This window comes from Kitasatospora sp. NPDC053057, from assembly GCF_044546945.1.
In the GTDB taxonomy this organism is placed as follows: domain Bacteria; phylum Actinomycetota; class Actinomycetes; order Streptomycetales; family Streptomycetaceae; genus Kitasatospora.
Genome location: NZ_JBITZP010000010.1, coordinates 48,069 through 67,220, shown reverse-complemented (window position 1 = coordinate 67,220; position 19,152 = coordinate 48,069). Strand labels below are relative to the sequence as shown.

Below are 19,152 nucleotides of genomic sequence, written 5' to 3'. Positions count from 1 at the left end.
GAGCGCAGTGAGCCAACCAACGACATGGTCAGCTACCTGATCCGCAACGCCAGGATCATGGGCGGCGCCCCGCAGGACCTCCACCTCGCCGACGGTGTCATCCAGGCGATCGGCACCGGCCTGGCGGTCGAGGCGGACATCGAGATCGACGCCACCGGCATGATCGCCCTGCCCGGCCTGGTCGACCTGCACACCCACCTGCGCGAGCCCGGCCGCGAGGACGCCGAGACCGTGCTCACCGGCACCCAGGCCGCCGCGATGGGCGGCTTCACCGCCGTGCACGCGATGGCCAACACCACCCCGGTGGCCGACACCGCCGGTGTGGTCGAGCAGGTATGGCGGCTCGGCCAGGAGGCCGGCTACTGCGACGTGCAGCCGGTCGGCGCCGTCACCGTCGGCCTGGAGGGCAAGAAGCTCGCCGAGCTCGGCGCGATGCACGAGTCCGCCGCGAACGTCCGGGTCTTCTCCGACGACGGCAAGTGCGTGGACGACGCGGTGCTGATGCGCCGCGCCCTGGAGTACGTCAAGGCCTTCGACGGCGTCGTCGCCCAGCACGCCCAGGAGCCGCGGCTGACCGAGGGCGCCCAGATGAACGAGGGCCAGGTCTCCGGCGAGCTCGGGCTCGGCGGCTGGCCGGCCGTCGCGGAGGAGTCGATCATCGCCCGCGACGTGCTGCTCGCCGCGCACGTCGGCTCCCGGCTGCACGTCTGCCACCTCTCCACGGCCGGCTCGGTCGAGATCGTCCGCTGGGCCAAGTCCAAGGGCTGGGACGTCACCGCCGAGGTCACCCCGCACCACCTGCTGCTCACCGACGAGATGGTCCGCTCCTACGACCCGGTGTACAAGGTGAACCCGCCGCTGCGCACCGCAGAGGACGTCCAGGCGCTGCGCAAGGCGCTCGCCGACGGCACCATCGACGCCGTCGCCACCGACCACGCGCCGCACCCGGCCGAGGACAAGGACTGCGAGTGGGCCGTCGCCGCGATGGGCATGGTCGGCCTGGAGACCGCGCTGTCGGTCGTGCAGCAGACCATGGTCGACACCGGCCTGCTGAACTGGGAGGGCGTCGCGGACCGGATGTCCCACCGCCCGGCCCGGATCGGCCGTCTCACCGGCCACGGCCGGCCGATCTCGGTGGGTGAGCCGGCCAACCTGGTGCTCTTCGATCCCGCGTACCGTGGTGCCGTGAACCCCGAGAGCTTCGCCACTCGTAGCCGCAACACCCCCTACAAGGGCATGGACCTGCCCGGACGGGTGCACGCCACCTTCCTGCGCGGTCGCGCCACGGTGCTGGCCGGCGAGCTGGCCGAGCAGGGCGGCCTGGTGTGATGGACTACGCCACGCTCGCCAGGGAGCAGGCGAAGGTCACCAACTGGCCGGGCTACATCGGCTGGTCGATCGGACTGCTGATCATCATCGGCCTGGTCTACTGGCTGATGCGCCAGGGCTGGAACTGGCGGCGCACCCTGCAGTCCGGGATCCCGCCGCTGCCCGCCGTGCCGGCCCGCGCCGGCCGGACCATCCTGGAGACCAGCGGGCGCTACCACGGCACCACCACCGCCGGGAACTGGCTCGACCGGGTCGTCGCGCACGGCCTGGGCACCCGCAGCCGGGCCGACCTCACCCTCGGCGAGGACGGCCTGCTGGTGCAGCGCCCCGGCGACGTCGACTTCTGGATCCCGGCCGAGCACCTCACCGGAGCCCGTACGGACTCCGGGATCGCCGGCAAGGTCGTCCCCTCCGGGCTGCTCGTCGTCACCTGGACGCACGAGGGCGCCGAACTGGACTCCGGCTTCCGGGCCGACCACCCCGATGAGCACACCGCCTGGGTCGAGGCGATCGCCCAGCTCGCAACACGTACGAAGACGAAGAAGACGGAAGAGGCCGCGCAATGACCGCACCTGCCCCCACCACGCAGCGCCAACGGCGGGAGCGCATCCCGGCCGTGCTCGTCCTGGAGGACGGCCGGACCTTCGGCGGCCAGGCTTACGGCGCGACCGGCGAGACCTTCGGCGAGGCGGTCTTCAACACCGGCATGTCCGGCTACCAGGAGACCCTGACCGACCCGTCGTACCACCGCCAGGTGGTCGTGATGACCGCCCCGCAGATCGGCAACACCGGCTGGAACGACGAGGACGACGAGTCCAAGCAGATCTGGGTCGCCGGCTACGTCGTGCGCGACCCCGCCCGGGTGGCGTCCAACTGGCGCTCCCGCCGCTCGCTGGACGAGGAGCTCGCCCGCCAGGGCGTCGTCGGCATCAGCGGCATCGACACCCGCGCGCTGACCCGCCACCTGCGCGAGCGCGGCGCGATGCGCTGCGGCATCTTCTCCGGCGAGGCGCTGGCCGACCCGGCCGCGCTGCTCGCCCGGGTGCAGCGGTCGCCCGAGATGAAGGGCGCCGACCTGTGCGCCGAGGTGGCCACCACCGAGCCGTACGTCGTCCCCGCCGTCGGTGAGAAGAAGTTCACCGTCGCCGCGCTGGACCTCGGCATCAAGGCGATGACCCCGCAGCGGATGGCCGAGCGCGGCATCGAGGTGCACGTGCTGCCGGCCAACTCCACCCTGGAGGACGTCTACGCGGTCAACCCCGACGGCGTCTTCTTCTCCAACGGCCCGGGCGACCCGGCCACCGCCGACCACCAGGTCGCCGTCGCGCAGGGCGTGCTGGAGCGCAAGACCCCGTTCTTCGGGATCTGCTTCGGCAACCAGATCCTCGGCCGCGCCCTGGGCTTCGGCACCTACAAGCTCAAGTACGGCCACCGCGGCATCAACCAGCCGGTGCAGGACCGCACCACCGGCAAGGTCGAGGTGACCGCCCACAACCACGGCTTCGCCGTGAACGCACCGCTGGACCAGGTGAGCGACACCCCCTACGGGCGGGTCGAGGTCTCCCACGTCTGCCTCAACGACGACGTGGTCGAGGGCCTCCAGGCGCTCGACGTGCCCGCCTTCAGCGTGCAGTACCACCCCGAAGCGGCCGCCGGCCCGCACGACGCCGCCTACCTGTTCGACCGCTTCGTGAAGCTCATGGAGGGCCAGCGTGCCTAAGCGCACTGACATCAAGTCCGTCCTGGTGATCGGGTCCGGCCCGATCGTCATCGGCCAGGCCGCCGAGTTCGACTACTCCGGCACCCAGGCCTGCCGCGTCCTCAAGGCCGAAGGCCTGCGGGTCGTGCTGGTCAACTCCAACCCGGCCACGATCATGACCGACCCGGAGATCGCCGACGCCACCTACGTCGAGCCGATCACCCCCGAGTTCGTCGAGAAGATCATCGCCAAGGAACGCCCCGACGCGCTGCTGCCGACCCTGGGCGGCCAGACCGCGCTCAACACCGCGATCTCGCTGCACAAGGCGGGCACGCTGGAGAAGTACGGCGTCGAGCTGATCGGCGCCGACGTCGTGGCGATCAACAAGGGCGAGGACCGCGACCTCTTCAAGGGCGTCGTCGAGGCCGTCAAGGCCAAGATCGGGTACGGCGAGTCCGCCCGCTCGGTCATCTGCCACACCATGGACGAGGTGCTGGCCGGCGTCGACACGCTCGGCGGCTACCCGGTCGTGGTGCGCCCCTCCTTCACCATGGGCGGCGCCGGCTCCGGCTTCGCCCACAACGAGGAGGACCTGCGCCGCATCGCCGGCCAGGGCCTGGCCCTCTCGCCGACCACCGAGGTGCTCCTGGAGGAGTCCATCCTCGGCTGGAAGGAGTACGAGCTGGAGCTGATGCGCGACAAGAACGACAACGTCGTGGTCGTCTGCTCCATCGAGAACTTCGACCCGATGGGCGTGCACACCGGTGACTCGATCACCGTCGCCCCGGCGATGACGCTCACCGACCGCGAGTACCAGATCCTGCGCGACATCGGCATCGCCGTCATCCGCGAGGTCGGCGTCGACACCGGCGGCTGCAACATCCAGTTCGCCGTCAACCCCGACGACGGCCGGGTCATCGTCATCGAGATGAACCCGCGCGTCTCCCGCTCCTCGGCGCTCGCCTCCAAGGCCACCGGCTTCCCGATCGCCAAGATCGCCGCCAAGCTGGCCGTCGGCTACACCCTGGACGAGATCCCCAACGACATCACCGAGGAGACCCCGGCCTCCTTCGAGCCGACCCTCGATTACGTCGTGGTCAAGGTGCCGCGGTTCGCGTTCGAGAAGTTCCCGAGCGCCGACGCGACGCTGACCACCACCATGAAGTCCGTCGGCGAGGCCATGGCCCTCGGCCGCAACTTCCCCGAGGCGCTGCAGAAGGCGCTGCGCTCGCTGGAGAAGAAGGGCTCCCAGTTCAACTGGACCGCCCCGCTGGGTGACAAGGCCGAGCTGCTGGTCAAGGCCACCGTGCCGACCGACGGCCGGATCAACACCGTGATGGACGCCATCCGGGCCGGCGCCACCCCGGAGGAGGTGTTCGAGGCCACCAAGATCGACCCGTGGTTCGTCGACCAGCTCTTCTTGCTGGACGAGATCGCCGGCGAGCTGGCCGAGGCCGCCGAGCTCACCCCCGAGCTGCTGCGCCACGCCAAGCGGCACGGCTTCTCCGACCAGCAGATCGGCGAGATCCGCGGCCTGAAGCCGGACGTCGTCCGCGAGGTGCGCCACGCGCTCGGCATCCGCCCGGTGTTCAAGACCGTCGACACCTGCGCCGCCGAGTTCGCCGCCAAGACCCCGTACTTCTACTCCTCGTACGACGAGGAGAGCGAGGTCGCCCCGCGCACCAAGCCCGCCGTGATCATCCTCGGCTCGGGCCCGAACCGCATCGGCCAGGGCATCGAGTTCGACTACTCCTGCGTGCACGCCTCCTTCGCGCTGGCCGACGCCGGGTACGAGACCGTCATGGTCAACTGCAACCCGGAGACCGTCTCCACCGACTACGACACCTCCGACCGGCTCTACTTCGAGCCGCTCACCCTGGAGGACGTCCTGGAGATCGTCCACGCCGAGCAGCAGGCCGGTCCGCTGGCCGGCGTGATCGTCCAGCTCGGCGGCCAGACCCCGCTGGGCCTGGCCCAGGCGCTCAAGGACAACGGCGTGCCGATCGTCGGCACCCAGCCGGAGGCGATCGACCTCGCCGAGGAGCGCGGCGCCTTCGGCCGCGTGCTGCGCGACGCCGGCCTGCCCGCCCCCAAGCACGGCACCGCCTTCTCCTTCGCGGAGGCCAAGGCGATCGCCGACGAGATCGGCTACCCGGTGCTCGCCCGCCCGTCCTACGTGCTCGGCGGCCGCGGCATGGAGATCGTCTACGACGAGGCCTCGCTCGCCTCCTACCTGGAGCGGCACGCCGGTCTGATCTCCGAGCACCCGGTGCTGATCGACCGCTTCCTCGACGACGCGGTGGAGATCGACGTCGACGCGCTCTACGACGGCACCGAGCTCTACCTCGGCGGCGTCATGGAGCACATCGAGGAGGCCGGCATCCACTCCGGCGACTCCGCCTGCGCGCTGCCCCCGATCACCCTCGGCGGCTACGACATCAAGCGCCTGCGCACCTCCACCGAGGCCATCGCGCGCGGTGTCGGCGTCCGCGGCCTGATCAACATCCAGTTCGCGCTGGCCGGGGACATCCTCTACGTGCTGGAGGCCAACCCCCGCGCCTCCCGCACCGTCCCGTTCACCTCCAAGGCGACCGCGGTGCCGCTGGCCAAGGCCGCCGCCCGGATCTCGCTCGGCGCCACCATCGCCGAGCTGCGCGCCGAGGGCCTGCTCCCGGCCGAGGGCGACGGCGGCACGCTGCCGGCCGACGCCCCGATCGCGGTCAAGGAGGCCGTGATGCCGTGGAGCCGCTTCCGCGACATCCACGGTCGCGGTGTGGACACCGTGCTCGGCCCGGAGATGCGCTCGACCGGTGAGGTCATGGGCATCGACAAGGTCTTCGGCACGGCGTACGCCAAGGCGCAGGCCGGTGCGTACGGCGCGCTGCCGACCAAGGGCAAGGTCTTCGTCTCGGTCGCCAACCGGGACAAGCGCAACCTGGTCTTCCCGGCCCGGGCGCTGGTCGGCCTCGGCTTCGAGGTGCTCGCCACCGCCGGCACCGCCGAGGTGCTGCACCGCGGCGGCATCCCGTCCACGCTGGTGCGCAAGCACAGCGAGGGCGAGGGCCCGAACGGTGAGAAGACCATCGTCCAGCTGATCCACGACGGCGAGGTCGACCTGATCATCAACACGCCGTACGGCACCGGCGGGCGCCTCGACGGCTACGAGATCCGCACCGCGGCGGTCTCCCGCGGGGTGCCGTGCCTGACCACCGTCCAGGCGATGGGCGCGGCGGTCCAGGGCATGGACGCGCTGCTGCGCGACGAGGTCGGAGTGATGTCGCTCCAGGAGCACGCCGAGCTGATCAACGCCGGCCGCAAGTAGCACCACCGCAGTGGGGGGCACCGGAGCCAGTCGGGTGCCCCCCACTTCCATGCCCAGCCCGTCGCCCGCCACCGCCCTTCTTTCGACGGGCTGCGCCCGCGCACTGAATTCCTGCCTGCGTTCCGGGAGTTGACCCCCTTGTACAAGCTTCTGTTCGACCTCGTCTTCAAGAAGATGGACCCCGAGAAGGCCCACCACCTCGCCTTCTTCTGGATCCGGCTCGCCTCGTCCGTCCCCGGCCTGCGCACCCTGGTGCGGCTGGTCCTCGCCCCGCGCGACCGGGCGCTGCGGACCCGGGCCCTCGGCCTCGACCTGCCCGGCCCGTTCGGGCTCGCGGCCGGCTTCGACAAGAACGGCGTCGGCATCGACGGCCTGGCGATGCTCGGCTTCGACTACGTCGAGATCGGCACCATCACCGGCGAGCCCCAGCCCGGCAACCCGACGCCCCGGCTGTTCCGCCTGGTCGAGGACCGCGCGCTGATCAACCGGATGGGCTTCAACAACCAGGGCTCGGCTCGGGTCGCCGCCCGGCTGGCCGCCCGCCCGCACACCAGCTCCACCCCGGTGATCGGCGTCAACATCGGCAAGACCAAGGTGGTCGAGGAGGCCGACGCCGTCGCCGACTACGTCAAGTCGACCGAGCGGCTGGCCAAGTACGCCGACTACCTGGTGGTCAACGTCAGCTCCCCGAACACCCCCGGGCTGCGCAACCTCCAGGCCGTCGACCACCTGCGCCCGCTGCTCGCCGCCGTGCGCGAGGCCGCCGACCGCACCACCGCGCACCGCGTCCCGCTGCTGGTCAAGATCGCCCCCGACCTGGCCGACGAGGACGTCGACGCCGTCGCCGACCTCGCCCTGGAGCTGGGCCTGGACGGCATCATCGCCACCAACACCACGATCGGCCGCGAGGGCCTGCGGGCCGACGCGAAGCGGGTCGAGGAGATCGGCATGGGCGGCCTGTCCGGCGCCCCGCTCAAGGCCCGTGCCCTGGAGGTGCTGCAGCGGCTGCGCGCCCGTACCGAGGGCCGGCTGACGCTGGTCTCGGTCGGCGGCGTGGAGACCGCCGAGGACGCCTGGCAGCGGATCATCCACGGTGCCGACCTCGTGCAGGGCTACAGCGCCTTCATCTACGAGGGTCCGTTCTGGTGCCGCCGGATCCACCGGGGCCTGTCCGCCCGGGTCCGCGCCGCAGGCTTCCGCGACCTCGCGGCGGCCGTCGGAAGCGCCGTCCGCAGCTCCTGAACCGCCCGCACCACCCCGGGAACGCCCGCAGCACCCCCCCGGACCTCCCGCACGACCCTCGGAAAGGACGATATGACCCTCGCCCCGTTCGGCGCCCGGCTGCGCCAGGCCCTCGACACCCGCGGCCAGCTCTGCGTCGGCATCGACCCGCACGCCTCCCTGCTCTCCGCCTGGGGGCTCGGCGACGACCTCGCCGGGCTGGAGACCTTCAGCCGCACCGTGGTGGAGGCCCTGGCCGACCGGGTGGCCGTGCTCAAGCCGCAGGCCGCCTTCTTCGAGCGCTTCGGCAGCAAGGGCGTCGCGGTGCTGGAGAAGAGCGTCGAGGAGGCCCGGGCGGCCGGCGCGCTGGTCCTGATGGACGCCAAGCGCGGCGACATCGGCTCCACCATGGCCGCCTACGCGGAGGCCTTCCTGTCGCCCGCCAGCCCGCTGTTCTCGGACGCCGTCACGGTCAGTCCGTACCTGGGCTTCGGCTCGCTGCGCCCGGCCCTGGACCTGGCCCGGGAGCAGGGCTGCGGGGTGTTCGCGCTGGCGCTCACCTCCAACCCGGAGGGTGCCGAGGTGCAGCGCGCCGTCGGCGCGGACGGCGAGCCGGTCGCGGCGTCGGTGCTGCGGCAGCTGGCGGCCGAGAACGCGGACGCCGCGCCGCTGGGCTCCTTCGGTGCGGTGGTCGGCGCGACGCTGGCCGACGCGGGCGTGGACCTGGCCATCAACGGCCCGCTGCTGGCCCCCGGGATCGGCGCCCAGGGCGCGACCATGGCGGACCTGCCGCGGGTGTTCGGCGCCTCGGTGATCAACGTGGTGCCGAGCGTCAGCCGGGACGTGCTCAAGCACGGTCCGTCGGTGCCGGCGCTGCGGGAGGCGGCGGAGCGCTTCGTCGGGGAGTTCGCGGACGCCGTCAAGTAGCGGAAGGCATCCGGCCGGTAGCCGGCCCGTAGCCGTTCGGTGACCGTGCGCAGTGTCCGCAGGACGGCGGCGCGGCACCGGAGTTGACGTGAGCGCCGTCACATCGACCCCGTCAAAGCTTCGCAATCGCGGTCATTTTGCCCTGGAAAGTCCTGGTCGGCCTTGGCTGACCAGGACTTTTCGTGTTCTTTTCCTGACGTGGCGCCGCAATGCGGGTAGTGTCCGGCGATAGGTCATCGGCGAGCCGCGAAACCCGTAGCTCCCGCAGGTCAGGGCCCTGTGGTTCCCCATTGGGCTCGTCTTGCGGACGGTGTCCCCGGTACCAAACCAGTCATAGCTCAATCCCTTCCTTCCACACCCTGAGGTGAACGGCGTGGCTCTTCCGCCCCTTACCCCTGAACAGCGCACCGCCGCGCTCGCCAAGGCCGCCGAGGCTCGCCGGGAGCGCGCCGAGGTCAAGAACCGGCTCAAGCACTCCGGCGCCTCCCTGCACGAGGTGATCAAGGCCGGCAAGAACGACAACGACGTCATCGGCAAGATGAAGGTGTCGGCCCTGCTGGAGTCCCTTCCGGGCGTCGGCAAGGTCCGTGCCAAGCAGATCATGGAGCGCCTCGGCATCAGCGAGAGCCGCCGTGTCCGCGGTCTCGGCACGAACCAGATCGCCTCCCTGGAGCGGGAGTTCGGCGGTGGCGCCGCCTGACCGTGCCCCCGTGGTCCCGGGATCGTCCGCGATCCGGGATAATCGGTGCATGAGTGAGCGTCCGCGGCTGACCGTGCTCTCCGGCCCCTCGGGGGTCGGCAAGAGCACGGTCGTCGCTCATATGAGGAAGATGCACCCCGAGGTCTGGCTCTCGGTGTCGGCCACCACCCGGCACCCGAGGCCCGGCGAGAAGAACGGGGTCCAGTACCACTTCGTCGACAGCGACGAGTTCGACAAGCTGGTCGCCAACGGCGAGCTGCTGGAGTGGGCCGAGTTCGCCGGGAACCGCTACGGCACCCCGCGCGCGGCCGTGCTGGAGAAGCTGGAGCGCGGCGAGCCCGTCCTGCTGGAGATCGATCTGCAGGGTGCCCGGCAGGTGCGCGAGTCGATGCCGGAGGCCCAGCTGGTCTTCCTGGCCCCGCCGAGCTGGGACGAGCTGGTCCGCCGGCTGACCGGCCGGGGCACGGAGTCGCAGGACGTGATCGAGCGGCGGCTGGAGGCTGCCAAGGTCGAACTCGCGGCCGAGCCCGAGTTCGACACAACCCTTGTCAACACCTCCGTCGAGCAGGTAGCGGCCGAACTGCTAGCCTTGCTCGGTGTAGCCTGACCTGTCAGTCTTTTCCACCCTTTCGGAAGGTTTTCGCGTGTCCTCTTCCATGACCGCGCCCGAGGGCATCATCAACCCGCCGATCGACGAGCTGCTTGAGGCCACCGACTCGAAGTACAGCCTCGTGATCTACGCCGCCAAGCGCGCGCGCCAGATCAACGCGTACTACTCCCAGCTCGGCGAGGGCCTGCTGGAGTACGTCGGCCCGCTGGTCGACACCCACGTGCACGAGAAGCCGCTGTCGATCGCGCTGCGCGAGATCAACGCGGGCATGCTGACCGCCGAGGCGGTCGAGGCTGCCTGAGGCAGTCCCGTACCTTCACCGGAGGGCCCGGCGGAATCGTTTCCGCCGGGCCCTCCGGTGTTTGCTGTAGGTGTTCGCCGTGGGTGTTTGCCGTGGGTGTTCGCTATGAGGTGGGGCACCGTGCGGGTGGCGGCCGAGGAGCCGTAGGGTGAGCGGGTTCCCGATGATGATCAGGTTTCCGATGCGGAGAGAGGCCGGTACATGAGCGCGAGTGCGGACGCCCCCCGCGTGGTCCTCGGCGTCAGCGGCGGGATCGCCGCCTACAAGGCGTGCGAGCTGCTGCGCCGGTTCACCGAGTCCGGCCACCAGGTCACCGTGGTGCCGACCGCGGCGGCGCTGCACTTCGTCGGCGAGGCCACCTGGGCCGCGCTGTCCGGCCGCCCGGCCGCCACCGAGACCTGGGAGGACGTGCACGAGGTGCCGCACGTGCGGATCGGGCGGCAGGCCGACCTGGTGGTGGTCGCCCCCGCCACCGCCGACCTGATGGCCAAGGCCGCCCACGGGCTCGCCGACGACCTGCTGACCAACACCCTGCTCACCGCCGGCTGCCCGGTCGTCCTGGCGCCCGCGATGCACACCGAGATGTGGGAGCACCCGGCCACCCGGGAGAACGTCGCCACGCTGCGCCGCCGGGGCGTGATCGTGCTGGAGCCGGCCGTCGGACGGCTCACCGGCAAGGACACCGGCAAGGGGCGGCTGCCCGAGCCCGCCGCGATCTTCGACGCCTGCCGGGCCGTGCTGCGCCGCGGCGGGCCGGTGCCGACCGACCTGGCGGGCCGGCACGTGGTGGTCTCGGCCGGCGGCACCCGGGAGCCGCTGGACCCGGTGCGCTTCCTCGGCAACCGCTCCTCCGGCAAGCAGGGCTACGCGCTCGCGCTGACCGCCGCTGCGCGCGGGGCGCGGGTGACCCTGATCTCGGCCAACGCCGAGCTGCCCGACCCGGCCGGGGTGGACGTGGTGCACGTCTCGACCGCGCTGGAGCTGCGTGAGGCGGCGCTGAAGGCGGCCGAGGACGCGGACGCCGTGGTGATGGCCGCGGCGGTGGCGGACTTCCGGCCCGCCGAGTACGCGACCGGCAAGATCAAGAAGGTCGAGGGGGTCGAGCCGGCGCCGGTCGCGCTGGTCCGCAACCCCGACGTGCTGGCCGAGCTGTCGGCGCACCGCCCCCGTTCGGGTCAACTGGTGGTGGGTTTCGCGGCGGAGACCGACGACGTGCTCGCCAACGGCCGGGCCAAGCTCGCGCGCAAGGGTTGCGACCTGTTGGTGGTCAACGAGGTCGGCAACGGCAAGGCCTTCGGGCAGGACGTCAACGAGGCCGTGGTGCTTGGCTCGGACGGCAGCGAGACCCCCGTGCCGGTGGGTCCGAAGGAGGCACTCGCGGACGTCGTCTGGGACTTGGTCGCAAAGCGGTTGGAACCGGGTCGGAACTGATCTGGTTCCGCTCAAGAACGTTCTCGATTTCCCGAAGCGGGTGACGTTCGGCGGAACCAGCCGGTTAGACTCCAGGAATCAAGTCTTTCCGGATGCCCCCGGTTCGCCGGGGGCCTTCAGTCAGCAGCCGCTGCAACCCCAGGGAGCGCTGTGTCTCGCCGCCTGTTCACCTCGGAGTCCGTGACCGAGGGACACCCCGACAAGATCGCTGACCAGATCAGCGACACCATCCTTGACGCTCTCCTGCGGGAGGACCCGACCTCCCGGGTCGCCGTGGAGACGCTCATCACGACCGGCCAGGTGCACGTGGCCGGCGAGGTGACCACCAAGGCGTACGCGCCGATCGCCCAGCTCGTCCGGGACAAGATCCTGGAGATCGGCTACGACAGCTCCAAGAAGGGCTTCGACGGCGCCTCCTGTGGTGTGTCGGTGTCCATCGGCGCCCAGTCGCCCGACATCGCGCAGGGCGTCGACACCGCGTACGAGGCCCGGGTCGAGGGCGATGAGGACGACCTGGACAAGCAGGGTGCCGGCGACCAGGGCCTGATGTTCGGCTACGCGTCCGACGAGACGCCCGAGCTGATGCCGCTGCCGATCACCCTGGCGCACCGCCTCTCCCACCGCCTCACCGAGGTCCGCAAGAACGGGACCATCCCGTACCTGCGCCCCGACGGCAAGACCCAGGTCACCATCGAGTACGACGGCGACAAGGCCGTCCGCCTCGACACCGTGGTCGTCTCCACCCAGCACGCCAGCGACATCGACCTGGAGTCGCTGCTCACCCCGGACATCCGCGAGTTCGTCGTGGAGCCGGAGCTGAAGGCGCTGGCCGACCAGGGCATCAAGCTGAACACCGACGGCTACCGCCTGCTGGTCAACCCGACCGGCCGCTTCGAGATCGGCGGCCCGATGGGCGACGCCGGCCTCACCGGCCGCAAGATCATCATCGACACCTACGGCGGCATGGCCCGCCACGGTGGCGGCGCCTTCTCGGGCAAGGACCCGTCCAAGGTGGACCGCTCGGCCGCGTACGCGATGCGCTGGGTGGCGAAGAACATCGTCGCCGCCGGCCTCGCCAGCCGCGCCGAGGTGCAGGTCGCGTACGCGATCGGCAAGGCCGAGCCGGTCGGCCTGTTCGTGGAGACCTTCGGCACCGAGACCGTGCCGGTCCTCACCATCCAGAAGGCCGTCTCCGAGGTCTTCGACCTGCGTCCGGCCGCGATCATCCGCGACCTGGACCTGCTGCGCCCGATCTACTCCCAGACCGCCGCCTACGGCCACTTCGGCCGTGAGCTGCCGGACTTCACCTGGGAGCGCACCGACCGGGTCGACCAGCTGAAGGCTGCCGTCCAGGACTGACCTGTTTGTCGTGCGGAGCGGCGCCCGCCCCTGTTCGGGGGTGGGCGCCGCTCCGCTTTGTGCGTGGTGTCGGTGTGACCTGGTAGTACTGGGAGCGATGAGCAGCACAGGGGAGAACGGGGCCGCCGAGCCGGAGCAGCTGGCGTTCATCCGGGAGACGGTCAAGCGGGCCAAACCGCGGACGTGGCGCGGGGCCAAGCGGGCCGAGCACCTGCCGGTGGCCCGGGTCGTGGTGGACAAGGGCGTGCTCACCATCGACAAGCTCTTCGACTACGAGGTGCCGGCCGCCATGGCCGAGGAGGCCCAGCCCGGGGCCCGGGTGCGGGTGCGCTTCGGCGCGCGGGTGGTCAAGGGCCAGCGCGAGGGCGGGGAACTGCACGACGGGTTCATCGTCGCCCGGCTGGAGAAGAGCGACTTCGCGGGCCCGCTCGCCCCGCTCGCCCAGGTGCTCTCGCCCGAGCCGGTGCTCTCCCCGCAACTGCTGCGGCTGTGCCGAACCGTCGCCGACCGGTACGCCGGGACGCTGGCCGACGTGCTGCAACTGGCCGTACCGCCCCGGCACGCCAAGGCCGAGGCCGAGCCCTCGCCGCCCCCGCTGCCGCGCCCCCAGCCCCCGGCGCCCGGCGGCTGGCAGCGCTACCCGGCCGGACCCGACTTCCTCACCGCGCTGGCCGGCGGCGGCTCACCGCGCGCGGTGTGGGCGGCGCTGCCCGGGCCCGGCTGGCCGTACGAGATCGCCCGGGCCGTCGCGGCGACGCTCGCGGGCGGGCGCGGCGCACTGGTCGTGCTGCCGGACCGGCGGTCGGTGGCCCGGGTGGACCAGGCGCTGACCGAACTGCTCGGACCGGGGCTGCACGTGGCGCTGGAGGCCGAACTCGGCCCGCGCGAGCGCTACCGGCGCTGGCTCGCGGTCAGCCGCGGCTCGGTGCACGCCGCGATCGGGACCAGGGCCACCATGTTCGCGCCGGTGCGCGACCTCGGGCTGGTCGTGGTCTGGTCCGACGGCGACAGCAGCCACAGCGACCCGCGCGCCCCGCACCCGCACGTGCGCGAGGTCGCGCTGCTGCGCGCCGCCGAGGAGGGCGCGGCGGTGCTGCTCGGCGGGCACGCGGTGACCGTGGAGGGCGCGCAGTTGGTCAGCACCGGTTGGGCGCGGCCGCTGGTCGCCGACCGGGAGACGGTCCGGCAGGTCGCGCCCAGGGTGCGCACCGTCACCGACCAGGACCAGCACCGGGACGCCGCCGCCCAGGCCGCCCGGCTGCCCTCGGTGGCCTGGGAGGCGGCCCGGGAGTCGCTGGCGGCCGGGCACCCGGTGCTCATCCAGGTGCCCCGGCGCGGCTACGTGCCCCGGCTGGCCTGCGGGCGCTGCCGCGCCCCCGCCCGCTGCCGGCGGTGCGAAGGGCCGCTGGAGGCGCCCTCGGCGGACGCCTCGCTGCGGTGCGGCTGGTGCGGGGAGGCGGAGAACGACTGGCACTGCCCCGAGTGCGGCTCCTTCCGGCTGCGGGCGCAGGTGGTCGGCGCCCGGCGCACGGCGGAGGAACTCGGCAAGGCCTTTCCGCGGATCCCGGTGCGGACCTCGGGCCGGGACGCGGTGCTGGACACCGTGCCGGACGAACCCTCGCTGGTGATCTCCACCCCGGGCGCGGAGCCGGTGGTCGAGGGTGGCGCCGGGTACGGGGCCGTGCTGCTGCTGGACGGCTGGGCGCTGTTGAGCCGGCCCGACCTGCGGGCCGGGGAGGAGACGCTGCGGCTCTGGCTGGCGGCGGCCGCGCTGTCCCGGCCGTCCGCGGAGGGCGGGACGGTGGTCGTGGTCGCCGAGCCGTCGGCCCGGCCGGTGCAGGCGCTGGTGCGCTGGGACCCGCTGGGGCACGCCGGACTGGAACGGGACGAGCGGGCGCAGCTGCACTTCCCGCCGGTGTCGCGGATGGCCTCGGTGAGCGGCAGCCCGGCGGCCGTCGCCGACCTGCTGAACCTGATCCGGCTGCCGGAGGGCGCGGACGTGCTCGGGCCGGTGCCGGTGCCCGCGCTGCGGGGGGAGGAGCAGGAGCGGGCGCTGCTGCGGGTGGCGCCCGGGCAGGGGGCCGCGCTGGCGGCGGCGCTCAAGGCGGCGCAGATCGCGCGGATCGCGCTGCGGACGCCGGAGGCGGTGCGGGTGCGGGTGGATCCGACGGACATCGGCTGAGGTCGGCGGGGGCGGGGTGAGTGGGCCACCCCGCCCCGGGACGGCCCGGTTGTAGCGGGGGCGGTCAGCCGCGGAGGGGGATGCCGGTGCGGTCGGGCTGCGGGCGGTCGGCGGTGCCGCGGTCGACGGCGCTGCGCTCGATGCCGGGGCGGTCGATCGGGGTCCGGTCGATCGGAGTGCGGTCGAGGGCGTTGCGCTCCAGGGCGGTGCGGTCCAGGCCGCCCTGGCGGGCCGCGGGGACGGTGGCGGCCAGGCCGCCGCGTTCGGTGGGGGCGGGGAGGTCCTCGGAGCGGTCCGGGCGGCTGGGGCCCGGGACGGCGCCGCTGGCGGCGAGGAGCTCGCTGGTCGGGCGGCGCATCCCGTAGCGGCGGTGCACGGCCTGCTTGGTGACCCCGAGGGCGGAACCCACCGAGTCCCAGGAGAAGCCCAGCGCCCGGTCGAACTCGACCGCCGCCGCCACCAGGGTCTCCACGCTCTCCCGCAGCTCCTGCGCCAGGCGCACGGTCGGCGCGGGCGCCCGTCCGTACACCACGAAGCCAGCCGAGGTGCTCGGGCGGCGCGGTCGGTAGACGTTTCCCAGCTGGGCGGTGAGCGTCCGCAGCGCGTCGACCTGGCGCCTCACCCGCTCGATGTCCCGCACCAGCAGGTGCAGGCTCGCCCGCGCCCGGGCGTCGTGGTTGATCTGCTCGGCCATGGCCTACGTGCCACCTTCCGTACGGTTCAGCTCGGCCGGGGCGCGGTGTCCCGTGCGCCCGGCCCTGGTCAATCTCTCTTGACCAACGCCGAAGCGGGGGCCGGGGTAACGCCGCTCGGCGACTCGGGATTTGCCAGAAGCCGGTGCGGGCGTCAGAGGACGGCCCGTCGGAGCGCGCGGGCGAGTTGCATAGACTTGCGGTGAACCAGTCGTTGCCCGAAAGCCCGTGCCCTCGCGGACAGGAGCCCGTACCCCGTGGCGATCCAGCCGATCCGTCTCTTCGGAGACCCCGTCCTGCGGGCCACCGCCCAGCCGGTGACCACCTTCGACAAGGAACTGCGCAACCTGGTCAGCGACCTCACCGACACCATGCTCGACGCCCCCGGCGCCGGCCTCGCCGCGCCCCAACTCGGCGTCTCGCTGCGGGTGTTCACCTATCACGTGGACGGCGTCACCGGGCACCTGATCAACCCGGACCTGTCGCTCAGCGAGGACGAGCAGGAGGGCCCGGAGGGCTGCCTCTCGCTGCCCGGGCTGCGCTACGACACCAAGCGCGCCCACGGCGTGGTGGCCAAGGGCTTCAACATGTACGGCGATCCGGTCACGCTGGAGGGCACCCAACTGCTCGCCCGGTGCATCCAGCACGAGACCGACCACCTGGACGGCATCATCTTCATCGACCGGCTCGACCGGGAACAGCGCAAGGCCGCGCTGAAGGCGATCCGGGAGAGCGACTGGGGCGCCGGACCGGCGCCGGTCGTCAAGATATCGCCGCACAGCACCTTCGGCGCAGCGCGCTGAGTCCGTTCTCCGAATCCTCGTTCGCAGCTTCGTTTCGCAGATTCGTTTTGCAGAAAGGCACTTGATGCGTCTCGTCTTCGCCGGCACCCCCGAGGTCGCCGTTCCCGCCCTGGACGCGCTGATCGCCTCCGACCGGCACGAGGTCGTCGCGGTGGTCACCCGCCCCGACGCTCCCGCCGGGCGCGGGCGCAAGTTGGTCGCCAGCCCCGTCGCCCAGCGCGCCGAGGAGGCCGGGATCGAGGTCCTCAAGCCGGCGAAGCCCAGCGACCCGGACTTCGTCGCCCGGCTCACCGAACTCGCCCCGGACTGCTGCCCGGTGGTCGCCTACGGTGCGCTGCTGCGTCCCGGCACCCTGGAGATCCCCAGGCGCGGCTGGGTCAACCTGCACTTCTCGCTGCTGCCCGCCTGGCGCGGCGCGGCCCCGGTCCAGCACTCGGTGCTGGCCGGCGACGAGGTCACCGGCGCGTCCACCTTCCTGATCGAGCAGGGCCTGGACTCCGGCCCGGTCTACGGTGTGATCACCGAGGAGATCCGCCCGAGCGACACCAGCGGCGAACTGCTCACCCGGCTCTCGCTCTCGGGCGCCCGGCTGCTCGTGGCCACCATGGACGGCATCGAGGACGGCTCGCTGCACGCCGTGCCGCAGCCGGCCGAGGGCGTCACCCTCGCGCCGAAGATCAGCGTCGAGGACGCGCGGATCGAGTGGAACCACCCGGCGCTGCGGATCGACCGGGTGGTGCGCGGCTGCGCGCCGGCGCCGGGCGCGTGGACGGAGTTCCGGGGCGAGCGGCTGAAGGTCACCGGGCCGGTCAAGCTGCTGCCGGACACCGCCGAGCTGGCGCCGGGCGAGGTGGCGATGGTCGGCAAGAACAGCGTGCGGGTCGGCACCGGGAGCCACGACATCGAGCTGGGGGAGGTGCGTCCGCAGGGGAAGAAGGAGATGCGGGCGGCCGACTGGGCGCGCGGGGCGCGGCTGGAGGCGGGGGAGCGCTTCGGGGCTTCCACCGGGGAGTCCGAGGGCTGACCGTCGGGTTTGGCGTTACTGTTCGTTCGAGATCTTCTGATAACCATCGCAGCACTTTGAGGCACTTGTGAGCACCCCCAGGACCCCCGGCAACTCCAGTACCCCCGGCAACTCCGGCACTTCCGGCGCCAAGCGCGCCCCCCGTCCGCACCGCCGGCCGAAGAAGGACGCGGCCCGGATCGTCGCGTTCCGGGCCCTTCGCGCCGTCGACGAGCGCGACGCGTACGCCAACCTGATCCTGCCCTCCCTGCTGCGCGAGGCCGAGCAGAAGGGCATGGACCGGCGCGACGCCGCCCTCGCCACCGAGCTCGTCTACGGCACCCTGCGCCTGCAGGGCACCTACGACGCGATCATCGCGGCCTGCATCGACCGGCCGCTGAGCAAGGTCGACCCGCCGGTGCTGGACGTCCTCTCGCTCGGCGCCCACCAGCTGCTCACCACCCGCATCCCCAGCCACGCGGCCGTCTCGGCGACCGTCGAGCTGGCCCGGGTGGTGCTCGGCGACGGCAAGGCCAAGTTCGTCAACGCCGTGCTGCGCCGGATCAGCGCCCACGACCTGGACGGCTGGATCGAGCAGGTCGCCCCGCCGTACGACAAGGACGCCGAGGACCACCTGGCGGTCGTGCACTCCCACCCGCGCTGGGTGGTCTCCGCGCTCTGGGACTCGCTCGGCCGCTGGCAGCCGGAGGCCTCCGGGCGCACCGCGATGGAGGAGCTGCTGCGGGCCGACAACGAGCGGCCCGAGGTCACCCTGGTGGCCCGGCCCGGCCGGGTCACCGTCGGCGAACTGGCCGACGCCCTGCCCGAGGCCACGCCCGGTCGCTGGTCCCCGTTCGCGCTGCGGCTCGCCGAGGGCGGCGACCCGGGCACGCTGACCGCCGTGCGGGAGAACCGGGCGGGCGTGCAGGACGAGGGCAGCCAGCTGGTCGCGCTGGCGCTGGCCGCGGCGCCGCTGGACGGCCCGGACCGGCTCTGGCTGGACGGCTGCGCCGGACCGGGCGGCAAGGCCGCGCTGCTCGGCGCGCTGGCCGCGGAGCGGGGCGCGGGGCTGGTCGCGAGCGAGAAGCAGCCGCACCGGGCCCGGCTGGTGGCGCGGGCGCTGGAGGGCAACCCCGGCCCGTACACGGTGATCGCGGCCGACGGGACGCGCCCGGCCTGGCGCTCCGGCGGCTTTGACCGGGTCCTGGTCGACGTGCCGTGCTCGGGTCTGGGCGCGCTGCGGCGGCGTCCGGAGGCGCGCTGGCGGCGCCGGCCGGCCGATGTCGCGGCCTTCGGGCCGCTCCAGCGGGACCTGCTGCGCTCGGCGATCGAGGCCACCCGGGTCGGCGGCGTGGTCGGCTACGCGACCTGCTCGCCGCACCTCGCCGAGACCCGGGCGGTCGTCGACGACGTGCTGCGCGATGAGGGCGGCCGGGTCGAGTGGATCGACGCGCGGCCGCTGCTGCCCGGCGTCCCGGCGCTCGGGGACGGGCCGGACGTGCAGCTGTGGCCGCACCTGCACGGGACGGACGCGATGTACCTGGCGCTGCTGCGGCGCACCTCCTGAGGGCCC

At 72.5% G+C, this 19,152-nt stretch carries 16 protein-coding genes; 15 read left to right on the top strand and 1 reads right to left on the bottom strand.

All coding sequences use genetic code 11. The annotated features are described in order from the left end of the window. The first annotated feature begins 24 nt into the window (after nucleotides 1–24). The 12 genes from ACIG5E_RS13750 to ACIG5E_RS13695 all read left to right on the top strand — a co-directional run bounded on the left by ACIG5E_RS13750 (nucleotide 25) and on the right by ACIG5E_RS13695 (nucleotide 15,081). The gene (locus tag ACIG5E_RS13750) at nucleotides 25–1,329 is read left to right on the top strand and encodes a dihydroorotase (protein ID WP_396533714.1); all 1,305 of its coding nucleotides are present in this window, start codon (nucleotides 25–27) and stop codon (nucleotides 1,327–1,329) included. After that, on the top strand, nucleotides 1,329–1,895 hold the full coding sequence (locus ACIG5E_RS13745) for a hypothetical protein (RefSeq protein ID WP_396533607.1): 567 nt from the start codon (nucleotides 1,329–1,331) through the stop codon (nucleotides 1,893–1,895). The genes ACIG5E_RS13750 and ACIG5E_RS13745 overlap by 1 nt, the downstream gene beginning before the upstream one ends. Then, nucleotides 1,892–3,049 (top strand): glutamine-hydrolyzing carbamoyl-phosphate synthase small subunit, encoded by a 1,158-nt coding sequence (gene carA, locus ACIG5E_RS13740; protein ID WP_396533606.1) that lies wholly within the window; start codon nucleotides 1,892–1,894, stop codon nucleotides 3,047–3,049. The genes ACIG5E_RS13745 and carA overlap by 4 nt, the downstream gene beginning before the upstream one ends. Continuing rightward, nucleotides 3,042–6,350 (top strand): carbamoyl-phosphate synthase large subunit, encoded by a 3,309-nt coding sequence (gene carB, locus ACIG5E_RS13735; RefSeq protein ID WP_396533605.1) that lies wholly within the window; start codon nucleotides 3,042–3,044, stop codon nucleotides 6,348–6,350. The genes carA and carB overlap by 8 nt, the downstream gene beginning before the upstream one ends. A gap of 138 nt (nucleotides 6,351–6,488) precedes the next feature. Beyond that, nucleotides 6,489–7,592: a quinone-dependent dihydroorotate dehydrogenase gene (locus ACIG5E_RS13730; protein WP_396533604.1), complete on the top strand. Its 1,104-nt coding sequence runs from the start codon at nucleotides 6,489–6,491 to the stop codon at nucleotides 7,590–7,592. A 72-nt stretch (nucleotides 7,593–7,664) separates the two neighbouring features. Continuing rightward, nucleotides 7,665–8,498, top strand: a complete 834-nt coding sequence (gene pyrF / locus ACIG5E_RS13725) for an orotidine-5'-phosphate decarboxylase (protein WP_396533603.1) — start codon at nucleotides 7,665–7,667, stop codon at nucleotides 8,496–8,498. A 373-nt stretch (nucleotides 8,499–8,871) separates the two neighbouring features. Next, complete coding sequence (mihF, locus tag ACIG5E_RS13720; RefSeq protein ID WP_030290269.1) at nucleotides 8,872–9,198, top strand: integration host factor, actinobacterial type; 327 nt, start codon at nucleotides 8,872–8,874, stop codon at nucleotides 9,196–9,198. Between the two features lie 49 nt (nucleotides 9,199–9,247). After that, nucleotides 9,248–9,805 (top strand): guanylate kinase, encoded by a 558-nt coding sequence (gene gmk / locus ACIG5E_RS13715; protein WP_396533602.1) that lies wholly within the window; start codon nucleotides 9,248–9,250, stop codon nucleotides 9,803–9,805. Between the two features lie 37 nt (nucleotides 9,806–9,842). Further along, nucleotides 9,843–10,109 carry a DNA-directed RNA polymerase subunit omega gene (gene rpoZ, locus ACIG5E_RS13710; RefSeq protein ID WP_030056185.1) on the top strand — a complete coding sequence of 89 codons (267 nt, stop codon included), beginning with the start codon at nucleotides 9,843–9,845 and terminating at the stop codon, nucleotides 10,107–10,109. A 201-nt stretch (nucleotides 10,110–10,310) separates the two neighbouring features. Continuing rightward, nucleotides 10,311–11,540, top strand: coding sequence for a bifunctional phosphopantothenoylcysteine decarboxylase/phosphopantothenate--cysteine ligase CoaBC (gene coaBC / locus ACIG5E_RS13705; protein WP_396533601.1), 1,230 nt, complete (start codon nucleotides 10,311–10,313; stop codon nucleotides 11,538–11,540). Between the two features lie 150 nt (nucleotides 11,541–11,690). Continuing rightward, entirely contained in the window at nucleotides 11,691–12,899 is a 1,209-nt protein-coding gene (gene metK / locus ACIG5E_RS13700) for a methionine adenosyltransferase (protein WP_396533600.1), read from the top strand. A gap of 97 nt (nucleotides 12,900–12,996) precedes the next feature. Then, on the top strand, nucleotides 12,997–15,081 hold the full coding sequence (locus tag ACIG5E_RS13695; RefSeq protein WP_396533599.1) for a primosomal protein N': 2,085 nt from the start codon (nucleotides 12,997–12,999) through the stop codon (nucleotides 15,079–15,081). 64 nt (nucleotides 15,082–15,145) lie between these two features. Here ACIG5E_RS13695 and ACIG5E_RS13690 read toward each other — a convergent pair whose 3' ends face one another. After that, complete coding sequence (locus tag ACIG5E_RS13690) at nucleotides 15,146–15,775, bottom strand: hypothetical protein (RefSeq protein WP_396533598.1); 630 nt, start codon at nucleotides 15,773–15,775, stop codon at nucleotides 15,146–15,148. A gap of 255 nt (nucleotides 15,776–16,030) precedes the next feature. On the opposite strand from ACIG5E_RS13690, the gene def reads away from it, so the two are divergent. From def to ACIG5E_RS13675, 3 genes are all read left to right on the top strand, one after another. Further along, nucleotides 16,031–16,576, top strand: coding sequence for a peptide deformylase (gene def / locus ACIG5E_RS13685; RefSeq protein WP_396533597.1), 546 nt, complete (start codon nucleotides 16,031–16,033; stop codon nucleotides 16,574–16,576). Between the two features lie 64 nt (nucleotides 16,577–16,640). Further along, nucleotides 16,641–17,600 (top strand): methionyl-tRNA formyltransferase, encoded by a 960-nt coding sequence (gene fmt, locus ACIG5E_RS13680; protein WP_396533596.1) that lies wholly within the window; start codon nucleotides 16,641–16,643, stop codon nucleotides 17,598–17,600. 67 nt (nucleotides 17,601–17,667) lie between these two features. Further along, complete coding sequence (locus ACIG5E_RS13675) at nucleotides 17,668–19,146, top strand: RsmB/NOP family class I SAM-dependent RNA methyltransferase (RefSeq protein WP_396533595.1); 1,479 nt, start codon at nucleotides 17,668–17,670, stop codon at nucleotides 19,144–19,146. Nucleotides 19,147–19,152: the final 6 nt, after the last annotated feature.

What these genes read in the sequence shown, in the direction of transcription:
- coaBC (WP_396533601.1), top strand. Translation starts at nt 10,311, where the DNA reads ATGAGCGCGAGTGCGGACGCCCCCCGCGTGGTCCTCGGCGTCAGCGGC.
- fmt (WP_396533596.1), top strand. Translation starts at nt 16,641, where the DNA reads ATGCGTCTCGTCTTCGCCGGCACCCCCGAGGTCGCCGTTCCCGCCCTG.
- ACIG5E_RS13745 (WP_396533607.1), top strand. Translation starts at nt 1,329, where the DNA reads ATGGACTACGCCACGCTCGCCAGGGAGCAGGCGAAGGTCACCAACTGG.
- ACIG5E_RS13695 (WP_396533599.1), top strand. Translation starts at nt 12,997, where the DNA reads ATGAGCAGCACAGGGGAGAACGGGGCCGCCGAGCCGGAGCAGCTGGCG.
- gmk (WP_396533602.1), top strand. Translation starts at nt 9,248, where the DNA reads ATGAGTGAGCGTCCGCGGCTGACCGTGCTCTCCGGCCCCTCGGGGGTC.
- pyrF (WP_396533603.1), top strand. Translation starts at nt 7,665, where the DNA reads ATGACCCTCGCCCCGTTCGGCGCCCGGCTGCGCCAGGCCCTCGACACC.
- ACIG5E_RS13750 (WP_396533714.1), top strand. Translation starts at nt 25, where the DNA reads ATGGTCAGCTACCTGATCCGCAACGCCAGGATCATGGGCGGCGCCCCG.
- carA (WP_396533606.1), top strand. Translation starts at nt 1,892, where the DNA reads ATGACCGCACCTGCCCCCACCACGCAGCGCCAACGGCGGGAGCGCATC.
- ACIG5E_RS13690 (WP_396533598.1), bottom strand. Translation starts at nt 15,775, where the DNA reads ATGGCCGAGCAGATCAACCACGACGCCCGGGCGCGGGCGAGCCTGCAC.